Origin of the sequence: Sphingomonas phyllosphaerae (genome assembly GCF_029623345.1) — a bacterium.
Classification (GTDB): Bacteria; Pseudomonadota; Alphaproteobacteria; order Sphingomonadales; family Sphingomonadaceae; genus Sphingomonas; species Sphingomonas phyllosphaerae_C.
The window spans coordinates 97,087-122,288 of sequence record NZ_JAPYKH010000007.1; the positions used below are offsets into that span (position 1 = coordinate 97,087).

Sequence of the window (25,202 nt, forward strand, 5' to 3'; positions counted from 1 at the left end):
GCCAAGCCGGATGAGGCCAATCCGATCGAGACGATCGCTGCGCCCCCCAGCAACGAAGCCTTCCGATTCATCTTAACCCTCTCCGCGAACACGCTTGTTAGCGTTCTCCGCAAATCCGCCAGATTAATCTGACTTTGTCAACCGATTGTCGAACAGACGTCAATTAATGGCCCGGCCCATGCGACGCGCTCGGCCCTGGATCGCGATGTCGATATCGGACAGGAGCAGGTTGTTGGAGAGCCGCGGCCACCGCCGCATGATCGCAGCTGAGCCTACGAAAGGTGGCACTGCATAGCCTTGCAGGGCGACTCCGACGCGAGCGCACGTCGGTTCGGATCTCGCCGCTCGATCTACTTCGCGGGATCGTGGGAGTCGCGACGATCCGCCAAGGACTGAACTGGAAGGAGCAGACTTACGCGTTTGTGGACGTCATGCTGCACGGGCTTTGCGTCGAGCAGCGGGCCAAGCGCGAGCTTCGAGACGAGACATGAACGATCGGCCGGAATGCGGAGGCGGGCAGAAGCCTCTGAGTGACCGCTAGTGGGCCTCAGCCGGTGCCTCCTGGAGCTGTTCCTTCAAGAGCGGCTAACGTACCTACAACTCCTAGATCAACGACTCTGAGAAAGACGCGCTTGGCCGCGTGCGCATCGCCCGTCCGGCTTAGTTCAGCGTGCGCCCGCAGGAACGCCGTGCTCCACGCCGAGGTGATCAGCGCCGCTGCCAGAAAGGCAGTGTTTTCGTCGTCTCCTCCGGTCGACTCCTGCCGCAGGAGTGCCGCCAGATCCTGGACGAAGTGGTCGCGCATTTGCCGCGCGCGCGCCTTCAGCGTCTCGCTGGCCTGTGCTGTCTCGACGAACACCCGCGTATCTTCGAATAAGGGAAGGGTTTCTGACGGCTGTTCGATCATCTGATGCGCGAGCGCACCCAGCGCCTTGATCGGCGAGCTGCCCGGCGGGCGTGACCGCACCGTCTCGAATGCCAGCGCGCGCGCTTCCTCCTCGCGGTCGAAGAACATGTCCTCCTTGCGGGGAAAATGGTTGAACACCGTCATGCGGCCAACGTCCGCGGCGTTCGCGATCTCGTCGATGGTCACCTGATCGAACCCGCGTTCTATGAACAGGCGCGTGGCGACATCAGAGATCGCCTGGCGAGTGGCCATGCGCTTGCGCGTACGCCTGTCCAGGCGTGGATCGTTGCTGGTATTGCACATTAACATGTACCCGGTATATGCTCGGAGTTCGTCCAGATTGAGGATGTTCCGATGGTGCCGTCAACCACTTACGATATTGGGGCAGGAGCAAGTCGCCCGGAGGTCCTCATCAGTGGTGCCAGCTTCGCTGGCCTGGCCACGGCCTACGGCCTGAATTGTCTCGGCTATCGGGTCACCGTCGTGGAGGCGGCTGCGGGATTGCGGCGCGGTGGCACGCCTGTCGACATCGAAGGGGAGACGATCGCGATCCTGGAGCGGATGGGGCTCGCGGACCGCGTTCGTGCCAAGGCACTGCCGTCCCGCCGCTTCGAGTTCAAGAACGCGGACAATACAACGCTGGGTTCGATCGCGGTCAGCGGCGATCAAGCCTCTGAGACACGGTACGAGATCCATCGCGACGATCTGCTCGACATCCTGTATGGCGCGGTGGCGAACGACGTCACCCTATTGTTCGGGAGATCGATCTCGAGCCTCGACGAGCGTGCCGACGGTGTGTCCGTGACCCTGGACAACGGCGAGCGCCGCGACGTCGCGTTAATCGTGGGATGCGACGGCAACCGATCGAACACGCGGCGGCTTGTCTTCGGGGACGGAGACCAGTTCACCCATTTCATGGGCGGGTATTTCTTCCTGAAGGTGGTGCCGGAGACCGGGCTGCTGGCCGCCGACACGACCGAGGTTTTTCGCGTGCCCCGGCGCATGGCGATGCTCAACGGCTACGACGATCGGACCGATATCGGCTTCGGCTTCCGAACCGACGCCGAGATCGCCTATGACTATCGCGATCGCGCGCAACAGCGGCGACTGATCCAGCAGCAGTGCGGCGATCTGGGTTGGAAGGCGCCGGCCATGCTGGCGTCCGTCGCAGGTGACGATGATTTCTACTTCGACCGGATCAATCAGATCCGGATGCCGTGCTGGTCTCGCGGGCGGGTCGTTCTGGTGGGCGACGCGGGCTACTGCGTCTCACCGCTTGCCGGCCTGGGTGGCTCGATGGCGATCATCGGCGCCGGTCGTCTGGCGGCCGCGTTGGAGCGATATCCCGAGGATCATGCATCGGCGTTCCGTCTTTACGAGGACGAGTTGCGGCCGTTCGTCGAGCAGATCCAGCAGCGCGCGGCGGACGAAGGCATGTCAACTATGTGTCCGGCCGACGAGGCGGAGCTTGCCCTTCGCGATCGTGAAATTGCCGCGGGTCACATGGGCTGGTGACACCAGTCAGTCGGACAGGCGGCTGCCAGGAACGCCACGAGCAGCGACTGCCGAGATTAACGACTGACCGAAGTTGGGAGATGAGAAAGGCGCCTGCAGTGACCGCACTTGTGTCCTCGGCACGACGAGGCGAATGGTCGCAAGCGGCAAGCGACGCTCCTAGCTCATTTTTCCCCGCGATCGTAGAAGGCGCTAGGCAGTTGCGGCCTCACCACGCAAGTTCATGCCTGGCTCGACGTGCTCAGCCGATAAGAGCCGGTGCGCGCCTTCGGCAGCGAGAGCCTAGCCGAAGAGGAAGCCCTGACCCTGATCGCAACCGTGTGCCCAGAGCAGGTTACGCTGCGCCTGCGTCTCGACGCCCTCCGCGGTGATCTGCGCACCCAAACCACTACCAAGCCCGATGAGGCCGCGAACGATGGCGGCGCTGCCGGCGTCGCGCTCGATGTCGTCGACAAAACTGCGGTCGATCTTGATCTTGTCGGGCTTGAAGACGCGCAGGTGGTAGAGGCTCGAGTAGCCGGTGCCGAAATCATCTAAAGCGATGCGCACCCCCATGCCGCGAAGCTGGTCCAACGCACGCACTGCGGCGTCAAGATCGCGCACCAGGGCGCTTTCCGTGATCTCGAGCTCGAGGCGTTGCGGCAGTAGCTTGGCATCGGTCAGGATCTTGAACACGGCAACGCCGAAGAGCGGATCCTGAAGCACGATGCCGGACACATTGAACGAGAGCGTGACGTGCGCGGGCCAGGTCACTGCGTCGCGGCAGGCCTGTTCCAGGAGCAATCGGGTGAGATCGTTGATGAGCCCGGTGTCTTCTGCGACCGCGATGAAGCGCTCCGGCCTTATCTCGCCGAGGCTTGGCGACGTCCACCGCGCCAACGCCTCGAAGCCGATGATGCGTCCACCATCGAGCGAGACCAGCGGCTGGTAGAACGGCTGCACGCTCCGGTTGAAGATCGCAACGCGAAGCTCGCGTTCCAATGCGTCACGCTCGCGTGCCTGAGCGTCCATGCCTTCTTCAAAGAAGCGCGCCGCCGATGGCGTCCGGTGCTTCTCCTCCTTGGCGCGGTAAAGCGCCTTGTCAGCCTTGTTGCGAAGCTCTGCGGGCTCCAAGCCGTCCTGCGGCGTGAGCGAGATGCCGATCGCCACGCCAACCCGGTGCTCGGTACCGCCCGCGTTCACCGGCGCCTCCAGGGCGTCCATGACGCGTTGGGCGAGCCCGGTTGCTGCCTCAACCCCGGCGGCATGCGTCGCGAGGATGGCGAACTCGTCACCACCCAGGCGCGCCACCATGTCGCCGCCCCTGATCATGCGTGTCAGCCGTCCGCCGACGTGCAGAAGCACCTCGTCGCCGACGCCGTGCCCGTACACGTCGTTGATGCGCTTGAAGCCGTTCAGGTCCATCATCAGGAGGATGTGCGATGAGCCGACCTTCGGAGGCGACGCCACAGCGACCTTCAATGCTTCATCGAAGGCGCGGCGGTTCGGCAGACCTGTCAGGGCATCGTGAAGGGCGAGATTACGCGCTTCCTGCTCGGCGACAATGCGCCGTGCCGTCTCCCTTTTCGCCTCCGACAGACGGCGCAGGGCGAATACCACGAGGCCCCCGCAGAACAAGGCAGCGATGAGCAATGCCTCGTTGGTCGTGATGTTAGGCTGCCCATCTCCCTCGTGCTCGAAGACATCCACCTCGAGGCAGTAGAAGGCGATCAAGGTCATCACGACTACGAGGACCGAGCCGTCGAGCAGCTTGAGTCTGTGCCGCATCACCGCTGCCCAAAGCCTTGCCATTCTGAACGCCTCACTCAGCAGCGTTTCCATGGGTCCTTAGCTACTGTAATTGGGTTGCTATCTGGTTGCCCTTCTCGCTCGCCCGTCGCAGGCCGAGGGTCGCTTCGACCTGCTGCTTCAGCTCGGCAAGATCCAGCAGCAGGCACTCTGCCTGGGCAGACATCAGGAGAGCCTCGGCGGTCACCTCGGTAGGTACAGCTTCTTGGCGTCGACGCATCATCAACCCCTAGAAGGAGGACCAGTCATCCTGCGGTGACGCCGCAGCCGCGCTGGTCCGGCGCGCGCGCGCGCCGGCAGCCATCCGGGCCGCCACCTGCGCGGCGCGCGCCTGGAGCTGGTGGACCGGCGACGCCGGTGATGCAGTCTCGGCTAATTTGAAGCGGCTGACCTGCCGCGCCATATTCTCGGTCTCCTCGGCCAGGCTGCGCGCCGCCGCGGTGGCCTCCTCGACCATGGCGGCGTTCTGCTGGGTCACGCCGTCCATCTCGCTGACGGCGGTGTTGACCTGCTGGAGCCCGGTCGCCTGCTGCTCGGCGGCAGAGGCGATGTCGGACACCAGCGCGCTGATGTCACCGATCCGCCCGGTGATGCGGCTGAGCGCCTCGCCCGCCTGCGCCACCAGCGTGACGCCGGCATCGACCTGCTCGGTCGAGGCGGTGATCTTGCTCTTCACGTCCTTGGCGGCGTCGGCCGAGCGCTGCGCCAGCGCGCGCACCTCGGAGGCGACCACCGCGAAGCCCTTGCCGGCGTCACCCGCGCGCGCCGCCTCGACGCCGGCGTTGAGCGCGAGCAGGTTGGTCTGGAAGGCGATCCCGTCGATCACCGCGATGATGTCGCTGATCTCGTTGGACGAACGCTCGATGCCGTTCATCGCCTCGACCGCGCGGCGCACCACGTCGGCCGACTGTTCGGCGTCGCGGCGCGTGTCGGTCACCACGCCGTTGACCTTGGTGGCGTTGGCGGCGGTGTCGCGCACGGTCGTGGTGATCTCGTGCATCGCCGCCGCGGTCTCCTCCAGGCTGGCGGCCTGCTGCTCGGTGCGCCGCGACAGATCGTCCGACGCCTGGCGGATGTCGCTGGCGCCATTGGTGATCCCCTCGGCGCTGGCGTTGACCGCGGTGAGCGTGCCCGCGACCGACTGCATCGCGTTGTTGAAGTCGTCCTTCAGCTTGGCGAAGGGGCCGGTCAGCTCGGCGTCGATCCGCGCGGTGAGGTCGCCGCGCGCGAGCGAGTCGAGCCCATTGCCGACGCTGTCGACGATCAGCCGCGTCTGCTCCTGCTTGGCGCGTTCGGCGGCGACGAGCTGGTCGCGGAACGCCACCAACGAGCCGGCGAGCTCACCCACTTCGTCGCGGCGGGGATCAACCGCGACATCGGCGTTGAGGTCGCCCGCGCCGAGCCGGCGCATCGTCGCGGTCATCGCGGTCAGCGGCGTGGCGATGCCGCGGATCAGCGATATCAGCATGACAATCGTCAACGCGAGCACCGCGACGGCGATGCCGATCGAAACATTGCGCGACGTCGTGTAGATCGCATTCGCCGCGGCCATGTCGCCATCCATCAGGCTGACCTGGATCGCCTTGAGCTTCCCGGCATCATCGCTCGCTTTATCGTAGACCGCCTTGCTGCGACGGAAGCTGGCAAGCGCCGCGTCGTTCTGATTGTCATGAGATAGCGTCAGCGTGGTCCTCGACTGCGCTAGATAAGTGCGCCAGTCCGCCTCGAAACGCTCGAACATGGATCGTGCGGCAGGGTTCTTGAGCGCATTGCTCAGGAAGCTCGCGTTCTTGCCGACCTCTGCCGCCTGATCTGCCGCGTCAGTCTCTGCAGCAGCGATGTCGGCAGGCGCCTCCGATAGAATGCTGTTCGCCTCCGCATTTCGGTAGTCCGACGTGGCCGTGTCGAGCGCCGCAACGGCGACCAGCTTGTCGCGTCGGTCGTGCCCGAGCAGCTCGGCTGCGCCGTTTAAGGTGCGCTGGCTGGTGATTGACGCGGCTGCCATGAGTAGGAGCGAGCCGAGTAGGATGCCGAAGGCAAGGAGCAGCTTCGAGCTGATCTTCAGGTTCTTCACGTGCTGACACTCTAAAAAGGTGCCAGCAACGTAGGGCAACATATGTTAATGAGTCGCCACCGCTGACGCGCTTTGAACGTCCGCAACGCGAGTTGGGTTAGCGGTGTCTCCTACGAACGCCCATGGGATTGGACATGGAGCGGTGCCGCCAGCGGTCGCTCATCGCGGCGGCGCCCTCAAGATCAATGAATGTCTGGAGTGGAGAGGCGGGCAGGGCACGCGGGATGACCGGTTATGGGTCTTTGACGTCTCACGCCTTCGCCTACTCGACGACGGTATCGTTGCCGAAGTGTGCGATACTGGGCCCGGGATCCCGTCCGAGGAACGAGTAAAGGTATTCCGGCGCTTCTGTCGTCGCGACGCTAGTCGCGCGACGGAGGGCGCCGGGCTTGGCTTAGCCTTGGTGGCGGCCATTGCCACACTGCACGAGGCGAGGTGCTTCATCCCGGACAGTGACAGTGGTTTACGCGTCCGCCTCGTCTTGCCAGCGCTATCGAAATCGCTCAAGGCTGTGGCAAGTTTAATCGATTGACGCGTACTAGGGTTCAAACCCACTCCGGTGATTGACGCCTGCGCGGATGGCACCAGAGTGTCGCCGCTGGTTCGAGACGCGCGATGCATGTACCTGAAGGCTTTGGCGTAGTGACGCCGTACATCTTCGCTGACGGGACCTGTTACCGTAGGCTCCCCTTTTCCCAGGTTGACCTAGATCAGCATACCCACCCTCGCAAGGCGCAGGCGGTGACGACGCCATTGGGGTGCGAGGGGAGCGGCATGCTCGCCCGCGCGCTGGGCGAGAGCGGCGTCGGTAGAGCTCACGGGCTTGAGCTGCCGCCTGTTCTTAACGTGTCAGAAACCATGGCGGCCTTACGCCCGGAGCATAGCAACCTGATCTGGATCATCCGCCGTGCTCCCATCGCTGATCTCGCGCGTGACCGCCTTGGGCATCATTGTCGGTGCAGCATTAGCCGGGCTGATCGCACTTCTGCTGCAATCGTCGCTGGAGACGCGCGAGAGTTTCGCCTGGGTGACTCATTCGCAGCAGGTGATCGTCAACCTCGATGAGGCCCTTGCCGAACTGCGCGAGGCGGAATCGGGCCAACGCGGCTTTCTGCTGACGCAGGACCTCCGCTTCGTCGCGACGGTAGACCAGCGGCTCGCAGACGCGGCCCGTCAGTTCGGCCGGCTCGAACGACTCACGGCCGACAATGCACTCCAGCACGAGCGCGCCGTCGCGCTCAGGGAGGCGGTCGCGCGGCGCATCGCGGTGCTGCGCACGCCCCTGCTGCTGGGCCGGCGCGGCGACTTCGCGGCGGCGACGCGGATCGTCGCCGGCGGACAAGGGCGCGAGCTGATGGCCGAGGTCGATCGGCGCGCAAGCCTCCTGCTACAGCGCGAGCGCGACCTGCTGGCACAGCGCGCGGCGGACGCCGAGGCGCGGCTCGCCGGCACCAAGCGTGCGGTGATGGTCGGCGGCCCGCTCGTCGCGATGCTGCTCGCTCTTCTGGTCGCCACGGTCGCGATCGGCGTGCGTCGCCCGCTCCGTCGTGTCCTCGATGCCATGGCGGCGCTGGGGGAGGGGGAGGGGGAGAGCAGGCTCGACACGCGCACCGGCTCGCTCGAGTTCGATCGCCTCGCCAGCGGATATAACCGCATGGCCGAGCGGCTCAGCGAGGCGCTGGGCGAGCAACGTGCCACCGATGGGCGACTGCAGGCGGCCAACGCCGACCTGCTCGCGCAGCGCGGCGCGCTGGAGACGCGTGGACACGTCATCGCCCGGCTCGGCGACATGGCGCATCGGCTGCAGGCGGCGCGCACCGACGCCGAGCTGGCGCAGATCATCGACTGTTACGTGCCACAGGTGCTGCCCGGCTTGGCGGGCGCGCTCTACGCTCACAACAATTCGCGCAACCTGCTGGTACGGCTCGCCGGCTGGGGTGAGGGCGGGGCGCTCCCCGAGAGTTTCGGCCCGGACGAATGCTGGGCGCTGCGGCTCGGCCAAGGGCATGTCGTGCTAGGCGACGGCCATGAGGTGGGGTGTCGTCACGCTGCCGACGATGCCGGCGCGTACCGCTGCGAGCCGCTGCTCGCCGGTGGCGAGGTCATCGGGCTACTGTTCTTACAGGGTGTCGTCGGCACGGAGGAAGCGTTTCGACTCAACGCGCTCGGCGAGAACATCGCGTCCGCGCTCGTCAATCATCGCCTTCAGCGCGATCTCAGGGAACAAACGGTTCGCGACGCGCTCACCGGACTGAACAACCGCCGCTACATGGAGGAGGCGCTTCAGCTGGAGATCGCGCGCGCCGCGCGCGCCGGCACGCCGCTCGCCTTCGTCATGTGCGACGTCGATCACTTCAAGCGCTTCAACGATGAGTTCGGCCATGACGCCGGCGACGCGGTGCTACAGCTCGTCGGCGCGGCGTTGCGGGAGCACTTCCGTGACGGCGATGTCGCCTGCCGCTACGGCGGCGAGGAATTCGCGATCATCGCGCCGGGGGCGACGGCAGCGGCGCTCCTGCCCCGGATCGAGCGGCTCCGCGCCGCGCTGGGCGCACTGCGGGCGCGACAGGGTGCGCAAGCGTTGGGCGCCGTCAGCCTTTCCTTCGGCGTGGCCGAGTGGGGCGCCGGCTTGGGCCGTGACAATGCGCCGCTGATCGCCAGCGCGGACACGGCACTTTACCGTGCGAAGCGGGAGGGGCGTGACCGAGCGATCGTGGCCGAGAGGTTGGCCGCCTGACCATGATCGTCGCGGGTAGCGGATCTATCGCGCCTGTTTCGAGGGTAAGCCGACCGCGAACCATTCCTCGGCGCGTCCAAGTATCTCGATAGCATCGCTGAGGAAAGGACCAGGGGGCATGTGGGAGAGCGTCCAGAGGGCAGGCTGTCAGGTCGACCCCCTCTGGACCGTTTCAGCGTGTAAGCTGAGCCGCCATTTGGAAGAAGGACACCGCCGCCATCATCGAGAACATCGAACCCGACGCTTATGGCCTTCTCATTCTCGCTCCCGAGACAGCTCTTGGCAGTGGCTGGTTAGGCGGCAACAGGGTTGTTGGTCGGGCCGCTTTACGTGACCTGCTGATCAAGGCTGCTCGTTTCAACGAAGATGAGCGGCAGCGAATGACCGTTCATCTGTCGGGTCGTGCGCTCACGCTCCGCCTCAGTGAGATCGAACGGCATCTCAGGGCGTGACACCGAACCGAGTCGGCCGTTTGGTGGCGGGCGGTGCGCCGCCGGCCGGCAGCATATGCAAGCCGGACAGCTGCGCAAAACTCCTCAAGGCTCGAACCCGAAGATGAACGAATGGGGTGGATGGCTCCCGCTCACGGCATCGCGGTGCCAAGGTGCGAAGGCTGTCAGGCATTCACGAGCATATAAGAGCCACCCGTCATAGAAATTCGATCTTGCCGAGATCTGGCAATCACGACTGCTGTTAAGGCCGAAGTCCTCGGTTTTGGGCAGCGCTCGTGAGCGCTGCCCAAAACATTAGAAGCTGCGATCGGTCCTCGGCACGGTTTCAATACCTGCGCCGGCGTAACGCGATCGCTCAGCTACGACCTGCTCGCGGTCGTAGGGGGGAGCGTTCTCGTCGAAGCTGGCCCACCCCTGACTCCGGTACGCGGCGCCGCGCGTGACCGCGTCGACAGAGTTGTGGCTGTGCAGCACCGCCTCGGCTTGAGCCGCAAGCTCATCAGACACGCGGGCGCTCAAGAGAGTGCCGCCACGGCGCACGCCCTCCGAGTAGACGTGCGCCTCTTCGTCCGTATGACCCGCTTCCTTCAACGCGCCAACGATCGTGCCCGTCGCCGCTCCGCCCAAGGCGCCCAGGCCGGCACCTGCGGCCGTTGCGGCAAGCCAGCCGGCCGCAACGATCGGACCGAGCCCTGGAATTGCGAGGAGGCCGAGGCCCGCTAGGAGGCCGGCGCCGCCGCCTAGAACGGCGCCTGTCGAGCTTCCACGGCTCACGTCGCCGTGATCGTTCACGCCGCCGTGGTCGTGAACGTGATGCTCGCCATGAGCGCCATCTGCATTGTTCGCGACGATGCTGAGATCTGAATGCGGTATGCCGAGCGCTTCGAGCTTCTGCACCGCGGCCTGCGCGTCAGAGTAGTTGTCGAACAGCCGTGTGATGGTCTGGGTCATAGGATCGTCCTTGAAAAGAGAAAAGGTCAGCGGACCACGTTGCCCTTGTAGTCCACGCCGACCCGGACTTTGCTCTCGCCCTTGTAAGCCATCCCGCGCCATACGCCGTGGCTGTCCTTCTTGAGCGCAGACACGCGCGAGAAGCCGGCCTTCTTCAAGCGTCCTTGGGCCTGATCCTCGGTGAACGAGTTGGCACCACTGGCCGCAGATGCCACAGGGTGAGGACTTCCGTCCTTGATAGCAGGGTTATGTGAGCCCTGTTGATGCGACTGTGCGAAACTTCCCGTTGCACACAGGGCAATGCCGACCAATGCGGTCGTGACATAACGCTTCATCGTACCTCTCCCATTTGGGACCTCTGAACGTCAGGCGGGTGCGCCCGGGCCCAACAAGGGACAGCCGAACCGCGGCAACCGCCCTTGGCCGGCACCATGAAGCTTAGTGCGTCTGCACTAGGTCACGTCCTCTGTCGGGGCCTCGAGGCCGCGTTTGAAGCAGAATTGGCAGAGCGGCTCTTCGGCGACCACCTGGGCACGCTCGCGCATGCCAACGCGAACGCGCGTGCGACGGTGGTCGCAGGCGAGGTAAAGAGCCTGGCCGCGCAGATCTCGAGCACGACCGCCGCCATCTTCTCGGCCGTGGCGCGCATCGAGGAGGCAAGCCGGTCAACGGGAGCGCTGGTAGATCGCGTCCATGCGCTGCTAGTGAGTCTCGCGGCCTCATCGTCCAGCAGCCTCGCGGCGGTCGAGCGGCACGAGTGCAAGACCGCGCGCATTCAGTCGATCACTAGGGATGTCGCCGACAACGCAACGTCGACCTCCGCCATCGTCATGCGCTTCGCGGACGCTTCCTCGATACTTGCGGCCTCGGCCGACGACACGCAGGCGCTTGGCAATCAGGTCCGCCGCCGTGCGACGGAGCTCGACTCGCGGATCGCGACCTTTGTCGGGGAGCTGCGACGGCGTTCGACCAGCGGCTTGGTCACTCGGCCTAGCGAGGTCGGGTAGCCAATCACCTCAACGCGCGAGCTTGAACAGAGATGAACGAATGGCGGGTTTCGGAGAGCGGTTGAGAGCTCCTGAATGAGTGCTTCTGGGTCTTCGGCACGAGAGAGGCGGTCGCAATCGCGCTACTCGGACATCGAAGCGGAGACACTCCGCGGACCAGGTCCGCGACGAGCGCACCCGCCACGCCGAGCCGATGCGCTGATGACCTTGGCCGTCCGCTCCGGGGAGCGGACGGCCAGCTTTCAGCGTGCCTGCCTGTCCTGCTTCCACCCATAGGCGGACAGCATTACATCGAACAGGCGGGTGTTGGGCATGAAGCCATGAACCTTGTCAGCGCCGGGTCCGCTCGCCGCGACGACGACCTCCTCGCCGGTATGGCCGTCCTGCACGCTGATAACATCGTTGGTGGCGGCGGTCACGCCAGGCTTGGCCGCTTCGGTATTATATTGCTGCAGCAGCGGGACGCCGCGCTCCCCGCCGCCCAGCCGCAGCCCGAAGCTATGGTCGGCGGTAAACAGGATCAGCGTGTCCTTGCCCGCGATCTGGCTGACGCGACGGATCATGTCGTCCATTTCTTTCACATGCGTCAGGCCCTTCTTCGGATCGTCGGTGTGCATGTCCCATTCGACCATCAGGAAATAGCCCTTGGGATTGCGCGCGAGCTGCGCGATCGTCGCCTCCACCGCCGGGATGGGTGCGAAGTCGCTGTCGCGCAGCACGGCGATGCGGCCGCCCTGCTGCGCGAGCGCAGGGTCCTCGCCGAAGCCATAGCCCGCCGCCGCGAAGGCCTTTTCTGGAGTCGTCTGCTGCTCGGCGAAGGCGGCGATCGCATCGGCGCGGCCCTTGCCGATCAGGATATCCACGCCGTTTCCATAGCGCGGGGCGAGCATCTGCTTGAAGATCGCCGCCTTGTCCTTTCGCGTACCGACGTGTGCGAAGGTGGCGGCGGGCGTCGCGTCCCAGATCTTCATGTTGGTCATGACGCCGGTGGAAAGCCCGCGCTCCTCGGCATATTCGAGCAGCGTCTTGACCGGCACGACCGCGCCGTTGGCCGAGGGGAGGGTCGAGACCATGCCGTTGTCGGTCTTGTGACCGGTCACGATCGCGGTCATCCCCGCCGCCGAGTCCGTCACCCACTGGTTGCGCGAGGACGTGTCCGACAGCGCGATATTGGGCATCGTGTGGAGGTACAGCGACTGCGGCGCATCGTTGGCGAGAATGCCGCCGGCGTTGAGCGTCGGAAGCCCGCCCGCATCGCCCAGGAGGAGGATCACGTTCCGCGCCTGCTGCGCGGCGGCACCGGTCGAAGCGGTCGACAGGAGGAGAGCGGCTACGCCCTCCAGGACGCGGGGGAACGTGCGGGAAAGGATCATTGAGATACTCCTTGGTGATCGCATAAGGCCGCGTGACGGCGCGCGAGGATCATGCGCACGCGTAGACCGGGGTGATTGTCCTCCAGCTCGAGCCGTCCGCCGTGCAACGATGCCACCGCCTTGGCGAGGCTGAGGCCCAGCCCGGTGCCGGGCGTGCTGCGCGAGGCGTCGAGGCGACCGAACTTGCGCATTGCCTCGTCACGGCGGAAGGCGGGGATGCCGCTCGCGCGGTCGGCGACGCAGATATGCACCTCGCCACCGATGGCGGACGCTTCCAGCGCGATGACGCCGCCAGCTGCGCCGTATTTCAAGGCGTTGTCGATCAAGTTGGCGAGCGCTCGTGCTACCAGCGCGCGATTGCCCTCCAGCTCCAGGCGCGGCGAACAGGCGGCGGAGATCGCCACGCTACTGGCGGCGGCCAGCGGCTGGTAGATCTCGCCGAGATCGGTCAGCACGGCGGCGAGGTCGAAGCGCTCGAAGGTGCCGCGCCCGACTCCCGCCTCGGCACGGCTAATCTCCAGTGCGCTTTCCAGCATGTGCAGGACGATGGCGACCTCCTGCGCGATCGCCTCGCATCGCTTTACACCCGCCGGATCGGTCGCCCCGGCGAGGCCCTGGGTGACCTGGATATGGATGCGGGTGAGCGGGGAGCGCAGGTCGTGCGCTAGCGCGTCGGTCAAGGTGCGATGCTCTTCCACCAGCACCTCAATCCGGTCGAGCATCGCATTGAGCGTGATCTTCAGCCGGTCGACCGGATCGCCGCTGCCGTCGGTTTCGGCACGGCGGCGCAAGTCCCCGGCCCCGATGTGCTCGCCGACGGTGGCGATCGTCTTCACCATGCGGTTCATCTGCCGGACGAGGACGATGCTGCCGAGCAGACCGATGGGAATGGCAAGCGCCAGCGCTCCGGCGAGCCCGCGCAGCAGCGCGAGCTGCATCTGCGTCCGGTTGTCGAGCAATCCGCCAAGCAACAGCCGCTCTCCGGTGGGATAGCGGGTCGTCAGAACCAGGAACTGCTCCGGGTTCGCGTGGCCTCGGCGATGCAGGCCGCTGGTTTGCCATTGGATGGAGTCCCCCAGCCCCTTTGGCCAGGACGTTATATTGCCCGCCAGCTTACGATGCTGCGCGTCGACCAGCAGGATTGCGGTGTCGTCCTTATACTCCGGGCCAGCGCGGTCGGCGACCGCCTTGCTCAAATTCGCGACTCCGCCCCGGCGATAATGACTCAGCAGATGCCCCTGCTCATGCTCTAGGGGACGCTGGAAATTCGCCAGCAGGATGCGGTCGGTCTCGAGATAGACGTAGAGCAGCGCCGGGACCGTACATGCGAAGCACAGCGCCAGATACAGCAGCAGAAACTTGCCCGCCGTCGAGCGCCAGGGCGCGTGTCGGCGCAGCGTCGCCGGGCGTTTCATCGCGCCGCCCCCAGCCGGAACCCGGCACCACGCACCGTGCGCAGCAGCGGGGTAAGGCCGGGCCGGTCGATTTCGCGGCGCAGGTTGCTGACATAGACGTCGATCACGTTGGTGCCGGGGTCGAAGTCGTAGTTCCACACCTTCTGGAAGATCATCGACCGGGTCACCACCTGGCCCTGATTGCGCATCAGAAATTCGAGCAGCTGGATCGCCCGCGGCTGCAGCATCAGGACGTCACCGGCCCGCTCGGCGCGATTGGCAAGAAGGTCGAGCGTAAGGTCCTCGCATGTCAGGCGCGTGACCACGGCGGGGGTGCTTGCGCGGCGGCGGTGGACCACGTCCAGCCGGGCGAGAAGTTCGGGCATGGCGAAGGGCTTGACCAGGTAATCGTCCGACCCGGCGCGTAGTCCCCGCACCCGCTCGTCGGTGGAACCGATCGCGGACAGGATGATGACCGGCGTGTCGGTTCCCTCGGCGCGCAGCGTCTCCAGCACGGTCAGTCCGTCCAGGCCGGGCAGCATCCGGTCGAGGACAATGGCGTCGAGTGGCTCGGCCCGCGCGATCCGCAGCCCGTGCACGCCGTCTGCCGCGCGAAGGACGAGATAGCCGTCCAGCACGAGCCCGGTCTCGATGAAGTCGGCCGTGGCCTGGTCGTCCTCGACAACGAGAATGGTCTTGGTCATACCGTTTCGATCCGCGGGTCCGGGAGGCGCCCCGCGGCGTCTCCACACGTCACGCTCAGAAGTTGATGCGCACGCCCGCCAGATAGCGGCGACCGAACGTCTCGTGCTCGATCAGGCGCGAATAGTCCCCCTGGTATCGGATGCCCGGTTCGTTGGTAAGGTTGTTGGCATCGACATAGAGCTGCACATGCTCGTTGATCGAATAGCGCAGCGAGGCGTCGAGCCGCGCGACATCGGCCCAATACGCGTCGCCGATGATGTCGCCTGCGCCCAGCGAGTCGAGATACGCCTTCTGCCACTGATAGCTGAGCCGCGCCGAGAAGCCGTAACGCTCGTAATAGCCCGAGACATTGTAGATCAGCGGCGAGGCGCCTGGCAGGTCAGTGGTGCGGCCATCCGGGGTCGTGGCCTTGGAGTCGTTCAGCGTCAGATTGGCCTGGATGCCGAAGCCCTGCGCCCAATCAGCCAGCCCCATCGAGCGCGCGAGCCCCTCGAACGGTTGCGAGAAGGCGAACTCCAGCCCTTTAATATGCCCGCCGCCGCCGTTTGCGATGGTCGCGTAGCGATAAACCGAACGGTCGACGCCCGTGGTGTTCAGCGCGTCGGAACCGAATGCGGGCAGCTCCACGTCGTAGAGGATGTCGCGAAGATCCTTGTAATAGCCGCCGACCGAGAAGAACCCGCGCGAGGGCATGTACCATTCAAAATACAGGTCCACACCCTTGGCGCGTTCCGGCTTCGCCCTGGGGTTGCCGCCCGACACGGTCTGTTCGACATCGCTGTAGGAGAAATTGGGTCGGAGCGCGTCGTAATTGGGTCGCGCCGCGCCGGTATTGCCCGACAGGCGCAGCTTCATGTCGCGGTTGATGTCCCAATTGACGTGGATGCTAGGATAGACCGAGGTGAAGCTGTTGGAAACGCGGGCCGGCGTCCAGTCATCCCCGATCAGCGACAGCGCCGAACCGACATTGCGGATATGCTCGATCCGGGCGCCGTAGACGACATTTCCCCAGTCGAAGTAGGTTGTGCCCATCGCATAGCCGGCGATCACCTCCTCGGAAACGCGGTAGTTGTTCTGCTCGCTGGTGTTCGCCTGTACCTGCACGGCGCCGGCGGCGAGATATCGGTCGAACAGCGCCTCACCCAGCTCGCTGGAGAAGTACTTCCACCCATAACCAAGCGGCAGCTTGCCCTTGTATGGCGCATCTATGCTGATGTCCGCCTGTGTCGGCCGGGAAATCCTGGCGTTTCCAAGGGTCGCTGGGGTTACCTCCTGCACCACACGGGTCGAGGTCTTGATGCGTTTGTCATACTCGCCACCTAACTGTAACACGGTGTTGGCGCCGAATAGGTCCAGCGTATGTTCGACGTCCAGCTTCGCGGTATAAGCGTTGGTCCGGTCGAGCTGCCGGTTGCGCGTCATCGCCAGGAAATTGAGCTCGGTCGGCGAGATATAGGGCCGCGATGCGCCAGCGCCGTAGGTGCCATCGGCGTTCAGCACCGTGTTGAACAGCTGCACCTTCGGCAGGTTCGGATCGGTGAAGTCATAGACCAGCGTCGGCCGCCTGGTAAAATCGCTGGGGCTGCTCCACGACGAGCCGAAGGGCGGCTTGCTGCGGTCGTCGGCGCGGGTGTAGTTCGCGCGCCAGCGCAGCTTCCACGAATCCATCTCGTGCTCGCCCGCCAACGTATTGGTGAAGATGCTCTGGCGCGACGAATTGGAGTTGAGCGTGCTCTCGATCTCGGCGCCGTACAGCGTCCCCTGGGCTGGCGTGTTTCCGTTGCGGATATCCGCATAACCGGTGGTCTTGCCGACGGTGCTGCTGCCGGTCTTCTTGGCGTCCTGGTCGAGGTCGAAGACCCAGGCGTTGCGCAGTTCGTCGTCGCGGAATTGGCTGTAGATCGACAATAGGAACAGCTTGTTGTCGCCGTTCGGGCGCCATTCCAGCCGACCCGAGTAGGAGGTGTTGCTCCGTTTCAGGCGGTAGAGCTTGTTCTGGTGCTTTGAGGCCCAGATGCGATTCTGGCCACCGGGCTCCTGATCCTCGGAAGCGATCTCCCAGTCATTCTCAAAATTGTCGGTCACCATGTCGCGTTCGTAGCGAGAGGCGCCGACCAGCACGCCAAGCGTGTCGTTGGCAAATCGGTCCGACAGGAAGCCGCTCAGATTATACTGCTTGCCCTGGCCCAGATCGTTGAAACCGTACCCGGCATCGAGCGCGCCTTTCAGCCCGGGATAGTCGAACGGGCTGCGCGTCACGATGTTGATGTTGCCCGCGACGGTCTCGCCCGGCATGTCGGCGGTCACGGCCTTGCGGATGATCGTCTGGCTGGCGATCGACGACGGGATCGTATCGAAGCGGGTCTCGCGTCCGGCCGGGCTGATGACGTTGACACCGTCGAATGCCAGGGTCGTCCAGCTCGCTGGCGCGCCGCGCAGGCTGATATAGCGTTCTTGTCCCTGATCGCGGCCGACGCTGACGCCTGGCAGGCGGCTGACCGCAGCGGCGATGTTCTGGTCGGGGAAGCGTCCCGCGCTGTCGGCGGCGATCACATCGACCAGCGAGGTGGATGACCGCTTGAGCTGAAGCGCCGCCTCCTCGGACTCGGCGATGGGGCGGCTGCCGGAGACCACGATATCGCTGGACGCATCCGTCGTCTGAGCGTTCAGCGCCACGCGTACGTCGGTGGCACCGGGCTCAGCCGCGACATGGCCCGTCTCGTATCCGACATAGGCTATGCTCAATTGATGGGTGCTGCCGGGAACGCGTTGCAGCGTGAAGCGGCCGTCGTTGTCGGTGACGCTGACGATGTCCGAGCCTTCCACCCGGACCTCGGCACCACGCAGATAGTCACCCGCCGCGTTCACCACCACGCCCGTTATCCGGTCTGCGCCCTGCGCACTGGACGGGGACTGGGCCTGTGCGGGCGCGAACGCCAACGGCAGGATCGACATGGCCATGGCTGCCACGGCGGTGCGCAGACGCAGACGGTACTTCGCATCATTGAGAAATGGCGACACGGCAAACAGCCCCCTCATCGACAATCCGACGGATTGCAGATCCACGTTGTGACGAAGATCACGAAAGTGTCGCCCGAAGTATCGGTTCGCGCCACGATTGATATCTTGTCCGTTCCACTCGTCTCGCCACGATCGCCAGGTGACGTCGATGCGGGCCGATGAGATGGCGCACTAGGTAGGGCTATTTACGCTTCCGTGACATCGGAGAGCATTAGGAAAATTTAAAGGTCAGGTAATCGACCGTCTCTCGGTGGTATCCGCTGTCATTTGCGGCATGGCGGCCGCAACGCTGTCTCCGAACCGTCATGAAGCGCGCATAGCGCCCCTGCTGTAGCGAGAAGGGGGTCTCCGTCATGAACCTTTCGGCGTTCTTTCGCCCGATAGGCCTGTTCTGTGCCAACGCCCCTGCGCTGGCACTTTGCGCGTCCGCGCAAGGCGCGCCGGAGGCGAAAGCGCCGACCGTGGAGCGTGTGGTCATGCTGATGCGGCATGGGGTACGCCCGTCGACCAAATTCCCGGCTACGCCGCCGGGCACGACGCGGCAGCCATGGCCGGTCTGGACCACCGCCGCCGGAGACCTGACCCCGCATGGCGCCGAAGGGATCCGGCGCCTCGCCGCCTATGACCGGAACCTGTTGGTCGCGCAGGGGCTGCTGCCAGCCTCCGGATGCGCCGCGCCGGGATCGATCAGCGCCTGGTCCAGCGGCAGTCCGCGCGCGATCAAGACGGGGCTGGCCTTTGTCGACACGCTGCAGCCGGGCTGTAAGGTGGTGCTCGATCACGCCGCGAGCCAAGACGACGAGGACCAGTTTCATCCCTCCCGCGCAGAGGCCGCAATAGACGGCGACCGGGCGCTGGCGGCGGCGCAGGCGCTATTGCCCTCCGGCGGGGTACCGGGCGTGGTCTCTGCGCGCCAGGCGGACTTTGTCACCCTGCAGCGCATCGTCGGCGTGCCCGTCGAAACTGCATCGACGCTGAAGGCGCAAATCGGTGACAAGCCCGATCTGAAGGGCGGCCTGTCCTTCGGATCGACGGCGGCGCAGACGATCCTTTTGCAATATCTGGAAGGAATGAAGATGGCGCAGGTCGGCTGGGGCCGCGCCAGCCCGGACGACATCCGCGCGATCCTGCGCTTCCACCCGGTCAAGTTCCAGTACGAGACTCGCCCGGCCTATGTCGCACAGCGTCTGGCCGCGCCGATCGTCACGCGCATCGTCGACGCACTCGCGGGCAAGGGCGGCCGCCTGACATTGCTGTTCGGGCACGATACCAACATCGCCGCACTGGGTGGCTTTTACGACATGCACTGGACGATGGCCGACTATCCCCGCGACGACATCGCACCCGGGGGCGCGATCGGCTTCGAACTGGTGCGCGACGCCGCCGGTCGTCGTTACGTCCGAGCGTTCCAGCAGGCACAGACGATGAAGCAGCTTCGCGAACTGGCGACGCTGGACCGCGCCGCGCCGCCCAGCCGCGACTATATCGCCGTTCCGGGCTGCGGATCAGCAAGGTACGGGTGCGACTTAGCGACGTTCGAGAAGCTGACGAGCTGGCGGTTGGCCCATCCCCCCGGGTGATCGCGCAAGGCTCGAGCCGCGAGATGAACGAGCGGCCGGATTCGGGAAGCGGGCGCGGCCTTCTGAGTGACCGTTTCTAGGTCCTCACGAGGGCAAGGACAAGGGCGGCAGTGCCTCAATCGATGGACGGGCGAGCACGTATCCCTGGCACAGAGTGATCCCGAGCTCGCGGATCGTACGAAGTTCCGCGGCAGTCTCGATGCCCTCGGCGATGCAGCGGACGCCCAGCGCGTCCGCCATCTGCACCACACCTGCGACGATGATCTGGCGCGAGGTCGACGCATCGATGCCGCGGATCAAAGCCATGTCCAACTTCAACATATCCGGGCGCAGATCGGCGAGCAGTCCCAATCCCGCGTAGCCCGCGCCGAAATCGTCGATAGCTGTCGTGAACCCGCGCGTCCGGTACGCGTCGATGATGTGGCGGACATGCGACACGTCGCGCATCCGTTCATCCTCGGTGAACTCGAACATCAGGCGGCCAGGGTCGAAGCCGACACGGCGCGCCGCGGAGAGCGACGCGCGGATGCACGCATTGGGCTCGTACACGGCGTTCGGCATGAAGTTGATCGACAGCTTCGCGCCGTCGTCTGTCGCGAACAAACGGCCGGCCAGTTCGATAGCCTTCACCCGGCATGCCTGATCGAACCGGTAGATGAGTTCGGGCGAGACAACGGACAATATGTCACCCGCGGAGCGCCCGTCGACGCCACGTACCAGCGCCTCATAGGCGAAGACACCGCCTGTGCGGACATCGACGATGGGCTGGAACGCCATCGTGATGTCGATCGGTAAGGCGGCGCCGCTGCGGCACGCGCGACAGGCGTTGGTGAGCGGTGAGGAGGACGACCGGGCGACGTCCTTGGCCGAGATGGACGTGTGGATCATGACCAGTCTTCGAGTTTGCCCATGGCGTTGCGCGGCAGGGTAGGTCCAAACCGCAGACGGCGCGGGCGCTCCGCCACCGAAAGCCTCTGGGAGATCGCGCGATCGATCAAGGTGGATAGTTGGGCGGCGTCGCGGCCGTCGGCGGGGACGATGAACGCCTTCAGCCGGCCATTGCCGTCCAGACGCACTGCCGCATCGGCGATGCCGTCAAGCTCGCGCAGCGTGGCCGCGACCCGCTCAGGCCAGACGTTGTGACCGCCGACCTGGACCGCGCCATCGCGTCGACCGATGAGGCGCAGACCGCGTTCCCCGATCCGCTCGATGTGATCGGGCAGCGGGTAGCGGGCGCCGTGAGCATCAATCAGCTGCCAGTCGCTCTCGCCTTGCGGCAGCAAGTGCCAGCGGGGCAGCAGATCGTAAATGGTGGCCGGGAGGGCGCGGAAGGCGATCCCGCCAGTCTCGGACGAACCATAAACATCGACGAGCCGGGTCAGCCCGGACGCTAAGAGATCGGTCGCAAGGGCCGCGTCGAGCGGTCCTGCCGAACTGATGCCGATCACATCGGCAGGAAAGCGGCGCGTCAGGCGCGATAGAGCCTGCCATTGGTCGGGTACGCCAACGACCAGGTCGCCGGGGGTCAGGTCAAGCGGGGTGCCGACCGTCGGGGTGACAACAGGAACGCCCAGCGCGTCCGGCAACAATGCCGTCCAGATGAGGCCGTACATGTGATGTGCCGGTACAAGCGCCACCACGCGACGACGCTTTGGCAATTGCTCGGCCATGAACCGCGCTTCCATGACGAGGTCAGCGACGGCATGCGAGCACAGCACGGGTTCGCCCGTTGAACCCGATGACTTGACGGATAGCCGACGTCCGCCTGCGCCATGGTGATGCATGATCCAGTTTGTCCACGCGCCGACGGTGCCGGGCGGTTCGTCGCCGAGCATGGCATCGTCCAGCTCAAACGCCTCCGCGAGCGCTCCCATGGCGGCGAGCCGCTCAAGCGAGTCTAGGCCAAGCCCTTCGTCCGCGATGGCCGTCCCGTCGGCCCATGGAGGCGGCAGCGGCAGGTCGCCACCTCGCAAGCGGCGCACCTCCGCCGCAACAAGGGCGCACGCGATCTGGTGCATCGCCTCGCGTGAGGGTAAAGAAGTCATGCGGCGTCAGCGGTGAGACGATGGACCTGGTTCCGCCCAGCCTGCTTGGCGGCGTACAGTCGCTCGTCAGCCAGCTTGATCAACGCGTCGATCGATCCGCCCGCCTCCTCCAACGTCGCGCAGCCTAGGCTCGCCGTCGCGGTCAGCACACCGTTCGGCGTGTCTAGCAAAATGCCCGCTATCCGCTCGCGCATCTGCTCCGCCAATCCAAGCGCCTGCTCACGGTCATAGCGCGGCAGCAGCGCGCCGAATTCCTCTCCGCCCAGGCGCGCGAAGATGCCACGCGGGGGAAGGAGCGTCGCACAGACCTCGGCGACCCGGCACAGGAGGAGGTCTCCCATTGGGTGGCCGTAGGTGTCGTTGACCGACTTGAAATGGTCGAGATCGAGGACGATCAGCGACAGGCTCTGACGCAGTTCACGCCAATGCGCTTGTTCACGCTCCATGGCTTGGCTGAAGTGGCGTCGATTAGCGGCCCCGGTGAGATGATCGCGCGTCAACAGGCGCCGCACGTCCTCGGCCGCGGCCTCGCGGCGCGGCACGTCGCGCAAGATAACGGAGAAGCCCGTGTACGGCGATGTATCCGTCTCAGACTGCGCCACGACGAGACGCTGACACCAATAGCGCTCGCCATTCGCCCGCGCCTGCCATCCTTCCTGCAGGTGCCATCCGTCTCGGCCAGCGATCTCGATTTGCTCGCCGAGCCGCAGGTCACCGCCCGTGTTGTCGCTCTGGAGCACCTCCGCCAGGTCGCGGCCCAATGCCGCTACATGATCGAAGCCCGTCTGACGAGTGAAGCACGGGTTTGCTGCGGTGATGACGCCTGCGCGATCGACCGCGAGGGCGGCATATTCGTTGACGCCGTCCAGCAGAGTCGCGAACCATGTATCGGCCTGGCGCAGCCGCTCCTCCTGCACGACCTGTTGGCTGATCTCCGATAGCGTCACCATCAGGCGATCAGCGCCGAGCTTCACGATCGTACACGCGAGCACGCGCGGAGCCTGCGTGCGTCGGCCCGGCCCAAGATCGACGAAAATCCGGTGGCCGTCGCAGATCCGGCCCATGGTCGGCTGGTAAGCTGCAACCAAGCTTCGTAGTTCAGGCGCATGGTGTTCCAACGCCGCGAACAGATTACCGGCGTCGCGCTGCCCGGCAAGCGGCAGCAAGTGCTGCATGGCATGCGGGTTCATCATGACGATGTCGCCGGTGAGATCGCACTCGATCAAACCAACCGGACAGGCATAGAGGAACTCGAGGAGCTGCTCCTCGCTGGATTTTTCACTCATCGCCGGTGCCTCATCGCTCGATGAGAACGTAGCGACGTGGCATGTCCGGCTCCGCGAGCAGCTTCAGCCTCACCTTCGTCGGTCGCATCCGCAAGGTCAGAACATAGGGCACGATGTCGTCAATCCTAGGCTCGTCCTCGAAGCGCTGCGCGATCATGAAGTTGTTCATGCATTGTGCGACTGCGTCAAAGAAGGGCACGCCGAGGACGGTGGAAGGGTCCAGCCCCGACATCCGCGCTTCCGTTGCGTTGTAGCGTTGAACGATCGTATCAGCGCCAAAGCCGACGACGCCGAAAGGCAGGGCGTCCTGCTCTGCGGCGCTCATCGTTTCAAGATCGCGCAGGCTGATGGCCTCGAAACATGCTTCTTCGATCGTCACGAACGGCCTCCCTCGAACATCCGATCGTACCTCATAGAGCGTTAAACAGCGGCTAAGAGCAGGCGATTTCGCCTTTTCGAGGGCTCCAGACAGGGCGCTTGCGTCCGCAGCGTGCCCCTGAGATGATGCGAACGCGGGAATGAACAAGCGTCCGAAGTGGGGAGGGCGCCACGGGCAGTGAGTGGCCGATATTGGCAAACGACCGCCTCTGTCCAGAAAGCGACCGTTTTCTGAACGGTGGCATCCCGAGACCGGCCTATCCGGCAACTCGCAGCAGTCCCGTTTCTCCATGTCCGATGGACCGTTCCGGGAAGATGCAATCGGGAACAGGTTTTGGGAAAACAGCCCAGCCCAGAGGCAGCGGAAGAATAATCCTGCCGGGGCCGTACGATGGGCCTTCCCAGTCAGGACGGTAGCGACGCTCCGCGTACGGTTCCGAACATCCTTTGGTCGGCCTCCGACACAGCGCCAAGACTGAAACCTTGTGCCGATTGCTCTGCAAGCTTTGATTCGAGTCCCAGTCGCTGCGGGGAGCCCTCCGGCAACCCTTTCAACGGCGGGTCACTCAGCGACAATAATCCCGATGTCGCCAGAGATAGGTCAAGTGGAGGCGCCGCAATATCGCGAGGAACGGAGCGGTATCATGTCGGCTGACCACCGGCCGCGCTGACGCCGTGGCCGAGCGGTCTTCCAGCCCGCTGATGATAACAATATTGCATGTTGCTGCAATTGACCTGCCTTCAGGCGCGCTTGCGCCTGATCGTCTCATCGAGGCTTGCCATAGGCAGGCCGAACTTGGTGACCACCATGCGGTTGCGCAAGACTTGTCCGCCGGGCTGAAGATAAAGCCATTGCTGTGCGCGCAGCCCGCCCTTCATCGGGAAGGCGAGGTGCAACAGATTGCCCGTCACCTCGCCGGTTACCGGTCCGGCAGCGTCGGAGAGCGTACCCGCATAGCGTCCTTCGCCAACGCGGCGCAGGTGCCACGTCCGGTGGCTTGGCGGCGCGCTGCCGCGCCGGACGTCCTGGTCCAGCGCGATTTCCCCATCCGGCGTCACGATCCCGTGCCCGTCGACCAGCACCCGCTGGCGGCGCTTCATCATGATCTTCAGTATGCCATCACCCTCGGTAGCGCCCGCGAAGAACGCGACCGGATCGAAGGTCGGGGATGTCGCCCGTTGCTGGACCAGATGCCCCGAGGGCACGCAGGCGCCGAGCGCCAGCGACATCGCAATGGCCGAACACAGCCGGCCGCGCCCATGCACGCCGTTAATTGACAGGGGCACTGGGCCGACCCGCGGGTGCGATGGGGCGACCATTGTTGATGTCGGAACCCGTGTTGGGGTCGGTCGGGGTTGACTGGATCATCGCGCGCATCTGCCACTGGTACTTGTCGATTGTGTGCTGAACTTCCTGCAGTAGGTTCGACGTCGTTGGATCCTTGTCCTCGGTCGCCTTGATCCCGGCCGCGATCTCGTCGCTGGTCACGCGGTAATATTGCGCGAACCACTGGATCACCTGGGCGTCGTCGACGAATCCACCTGGATATTCGGGAATGCGGCTGGTGCGCACGATCGTGTTCGCCCGACCGTCCGAGGAGACGCCGATACCCTGTAGCCGCTCGGCAACCTCGTCGGCGTATTTGGCGACGCCCTCATAATGGTCCTGCAACAGCTCGTGCAGCGGGTAGAACAATGTGCCCGAGATGTTCCAGTGCGCCTGCTTGGTTTGAAGCTGCAGTTGTTGCAGCTCGGTCAGGGTCTGCTGGAGCGCTTGGATAGAGGCGCGCAGATCACTGCCCTGCGGTCCATTGTGAACACGATCGGTCACGCTGTTGAGAGGAAACGGGCCTGCCGGCGGCTGGGTCTGCGCGGAAGCAGGTGCGGCAGCGAGCAGTGATACGGTAGCAAGCAAGAGATAGCGCATTGAAGTTCCTCTCCAAGGCGGCGCGGGACCGGCCACCCCATCGGCTTTACCCGTCAGATACG

At 64.9% G+C, this 25,202-nt stretch carries 21 protein-coding genes; 5 read left to right on the forward strand and 16 right to left on the reverse strand.

Features of this window, described 5'->3' with window-relative positions:
* Positions 1 to 547: 547 nt before the first annotated feature.
* Positions 548 to 1,159 (reverse strand): TetR/AcrR family transcriptional regulator, encoded by a 612-nt coding sequence (locus tag QBJ89_RS09105; protein ID WP_277980197.1) that lies wholly within the window; start codon positions 1,157 to 1,159, stop codon positions 548 to 550.
* Between the two features lie 102 nt (positions 1,160 to 1,261).
* On the opposite strand from QBJ89_RS09105, the gene QBJ89_RS09110 reads away from it, so the two are divergent.
* Complete coding sequence (locus tag QBJ89_RS09110) at positions 1,262 to 2,422, forward strand: FAD-dependent monooxygenase (protein ID WP_277980198.1); 1,161 nt, start codon at positions 1,262 to 1,264, stop codon at positions 2,420 to 2,422.
* 282 nt (positions 2,423 to 2,704) lie between these two features.
* Here the strand turns inward: QBJ89_RS09110 and QBJ89_RS09115 are convergent, their stop codons facing one another.
* The 3 genes from QBJ89_RS09115 to QBJ89_RS09125 all read right to left on the reverse strand — a co-directional run bounded on the left by QBJ89_RS09115 (position 2,705) and on the right by QBJ89_RS09125 (position 6,284).
* Positions 2,705 to 4,243 (reverse strand): putative bifunctional diguanylate cyclase/phosphodiesterase, encoded by a 1,539-nt coding sequence (locus QBJ89_RS09115; protein WP_277980199.1) that lies wholly within the window; start codon positions 4,241 to 4,243, stop codon positions 2,705 to 2,707.
* A gap of 10 nt (positions 4,244 to 4,253) precedes the next feature.
* Positions 4,254 to 4,376 carry a hypothetical protein gene (locus QBJ89_RS09120; RefSeq protein ID WP_277980200.1) on the reverse strand — a complete coding sequence of 41 codons (123 nt, stop codon included), beginning with the start codon at positions 4,374 to 4,376 and terminating at the stop codon, positions 4,254 to 4,256.
* A gap of 63 nt (positions 4,377 to 4,439) precedes the next feature.
* A complete protein-coding gene (locus tag QBJ89_RS09125; RefSeq protein ID WP_277980201.1) occupies positions 4,440 to 6,284 on the reverse strand; it encodes a methyl-accepting chemotaxis protein in 1,845 nt (614 codons plus the stop codon).
* A gap of 142 nt (positions 6,285 to 6,426) precedes the next feature.
* Between QBJ89_RS09125 and QBJ89_RS09130 the strand changes: the two genes are divergently transcribed.
* Together QBJ89_RS09130 and QBJ89_RS09135 are read left to right on the forward strand one after the other, a co-directional pair.
* Positions 6,427 to 6,816, forward strand: a complete 390-nt coding sequence (locus QBJ89_RS09130; RefSeq protein ID WP_277980202.1) for a sensor histidine kinase — start codon at positions 6,427 to 6,429, stop codon at positions 6,814 to 6,816.
* A gap of 375 nt (positions 6,817 to 7,191) precedes the next feature.
* Entirely contained in the window at positions 7,192 to 9,021 is a 1,830-nt protein-coding gene (locus QBJ89_RS09135; RefSeq protein ID WP_277980203.1) for a diguanylate cyclase, read from the forward strand.
* 746 nt (positions 9,022 to 9,767) lie between these two features.
* On the opposite strand, the gene QBJ89_RS09140 is transcribed toward QBJ89_RS09135, so the two are convergent.
* The gene (locus QBJ89_RS09140; RefSeq protein ID WP_277980204.1) at positions 9,768 to 10,424 is read right to left on the reverse strand and encodes a hypothetical protein; all 657 of its coding nucleotides are present in this window, start codon (positions 10,422 to 10,424) and stop codon (positions 9,768 to 9,770) included.
* Positions 10,425 to 10,450: 26 nt separating this feature from the next.
* Positions 10,451 to 10,759, reverse strand: a complete 309-nt coding sequence (locus tag QBJ89_RS09145) for a hypothetical protein (RefSeq protein ID WP_277980205.1) — start codon at positions 10,757 to 10,759, stop codon at positions 10,451 to 10,453.
* Positions 10,760 to 10,924: 165 nt separating this feature from the next.
* Between QBJ89_RS09145 and QBJ89_RS09150 the strand changes: the two genes are divergently transcribed.
* Positions 10,925 to 11,431, forward strand: a complete 507-nt coding sequence (locus QBJ89_RS09150) for a hypothetical protein (RefSeq protein WP_277980206.1) — start codon at positions 10,925 to 10,927, stop codon at positions 11,429 to 11,431.
* Positions 11,432 to 11,673: 242 nt separating this feature from the next.
* On the opposite strand, the gene QBJ89_RS09155 is transcribed toward QBJ89_RS09150, so the two are convergent.
* The 4 genes from QBJ89_RS09155 to QBJ89_RS09170 are packed head-to-tail and all read right to left on the reverse strand — an operon-like array spanning position 11,674 to position 17,942.
* Positions 11,674 to 12,804 (reverse strand): alkaline phosphatase, encoded by a 1,131-nt coding sequence (locus QBJ89_RS09155; RefSeq protein WP_277980207.1) that lies wholly within the window; start codon positions 12,802 to 12,804, stop codon positions 11,674 to 11,676.
* Positions 12,801 to 14,219, reverse strand: a complete 1,419-nt coding sequence (locus QBJ89_RS09160) for a sensor histidine kinase (protein WP_277980208.1) — start codon at positions 14,217 to 14,219, stop codon at positions 12,801 to 12,803. The genes QBJ89_RS09155 and QBJ89_RS09160 overlap by 4 nt, the downstream gene beginning before the upstream one ends.
* Complete coding sequence (locus QBJ89_RS09165; RefSeq protein WP_277980209.1) at positions 14,216 to 14,902, reverse strand: response regulator transcription factor; 687 nt, start codon at positions 14,900 to 14,902, stop codon at positions 14,216 to 14,218. The genes QBJ89_RS09160 and QBJ89_RS09165 overlap by 4 nt, the downstream gene beginning before the upstream one ends.
* Before the next feature lie 55 nt (positions 14,903 to 14,957).
* Complete coding sequence (locus QBJ89_RS09170; protein WP_277980210.1) at positions 14,958 to 17,942, reverse strand: TonB-dependent receptor; 2,985 nt, start codon at positions 17,940 to 17,942, stop codon at positions 14,958 to 14,960.
* A gap of 335 nt (positions 17,943 to 18,277) precedes the next feature.
* On the opposite strand from QBJ89_RS09170, the gene QBJ89_RS09175 reads away from it, so the two are divergent.
* Positions 18,278 to 19,504 (forward strand): histidine-type phosphatase, encoded by a 1,227-nt coding sequence (locus QBJ89_RS09175; RefSeq protein ID WP_277980211.1) that lies wholly within the window; start codon positions 18,278 to 18,280, stop codon positions 19,502 to 19,504.
* 84 nt (positions 19,505 to 19,588) lie between these two features.
* Here QBJ89_RS09175 and QBJ89_RS09180 read toward each other — a convergent pair whose 3' ends face one another.
* From QBJ89_RS09180 to QBJ89_RS09205, 6 genes are all read right to left on the reverse strand, one after another.
* Entirely contained in the window at positions 19,589 to 20,281 is a 693-nt protein-coding gene (locus QBJ89_RS09180; protein ID WP_277980311.1) for an EAL domain-containing protein, read from the reverse strand.
* 107 nt (positions 20,282 to 20,388) lie between these two features.
* Positions 20,389 to 21,522, reverse strand: a complete 1,134-nt coding sequence (locus tag QBJ89_RS09185; RefSeq protein ID WP_277980212.1) for an AMP-binding protein — start codon at positions 21,520 to 21,522, stop codon at positions 20,389 to 20,391.
* A 23-nt stretch (positions 21,523 to 21,545) separates the two neighbouring features.
* Positions 21,546 to 22,835: a sensor domain-containing diguanylate cyclase gene (locus tag QBJ89_RS09190; protein ID WP_277980213.1), complete on the reverse strand. Its 1,290-nt coding sequence runs from the start codon at positions 22,833 to 22,835 to the stop codon at positions 21,546 to 21,548.
* 10 nt (positions 22,836 to 22,845) lie between these two features.
* Complete coding sequence (locus tag QBJ89_RS09195; RefSeq protein ID WP_277980214.1) at positions 22,846 to 23,214, reverse strand: phosphonate transporter; 369 nt, start codon at positions 23,212 to 23,214, stop codon at positions 22,846 to 22,848.
* 740 nt (positions 23,215 to 23,954) lie between these two features.
* Positions 23,955 to 24,443 (reverse strand): DUF3833 family protein, encoded by a 489-nt coding sequence (locus QBJ89_RS09200; RefSeq protein WP_277980215.1) that lies wholly within the window; start codon positions 24,441 to 24,443, stop codon positions 23,955 to 23,957.
* A gap of 40 nt (positions 24,444 to 24,483) precedes the next feature.
* Positions 24,484 to 25,140 carry a Dps family protein gene (locus tag QBJ89_RS09205; protein WP_277980216.1) on the reverse strand — a complete coding sequence of 219 codons (657 nt, stop codon included), beginning with the start codon at positions 25,138 to 25,140 and terminating at the stop codon, positions 24,484 to 24,486.
* Positions 25,141 to 25,202 lie beyond the last annotated feature (62 nt).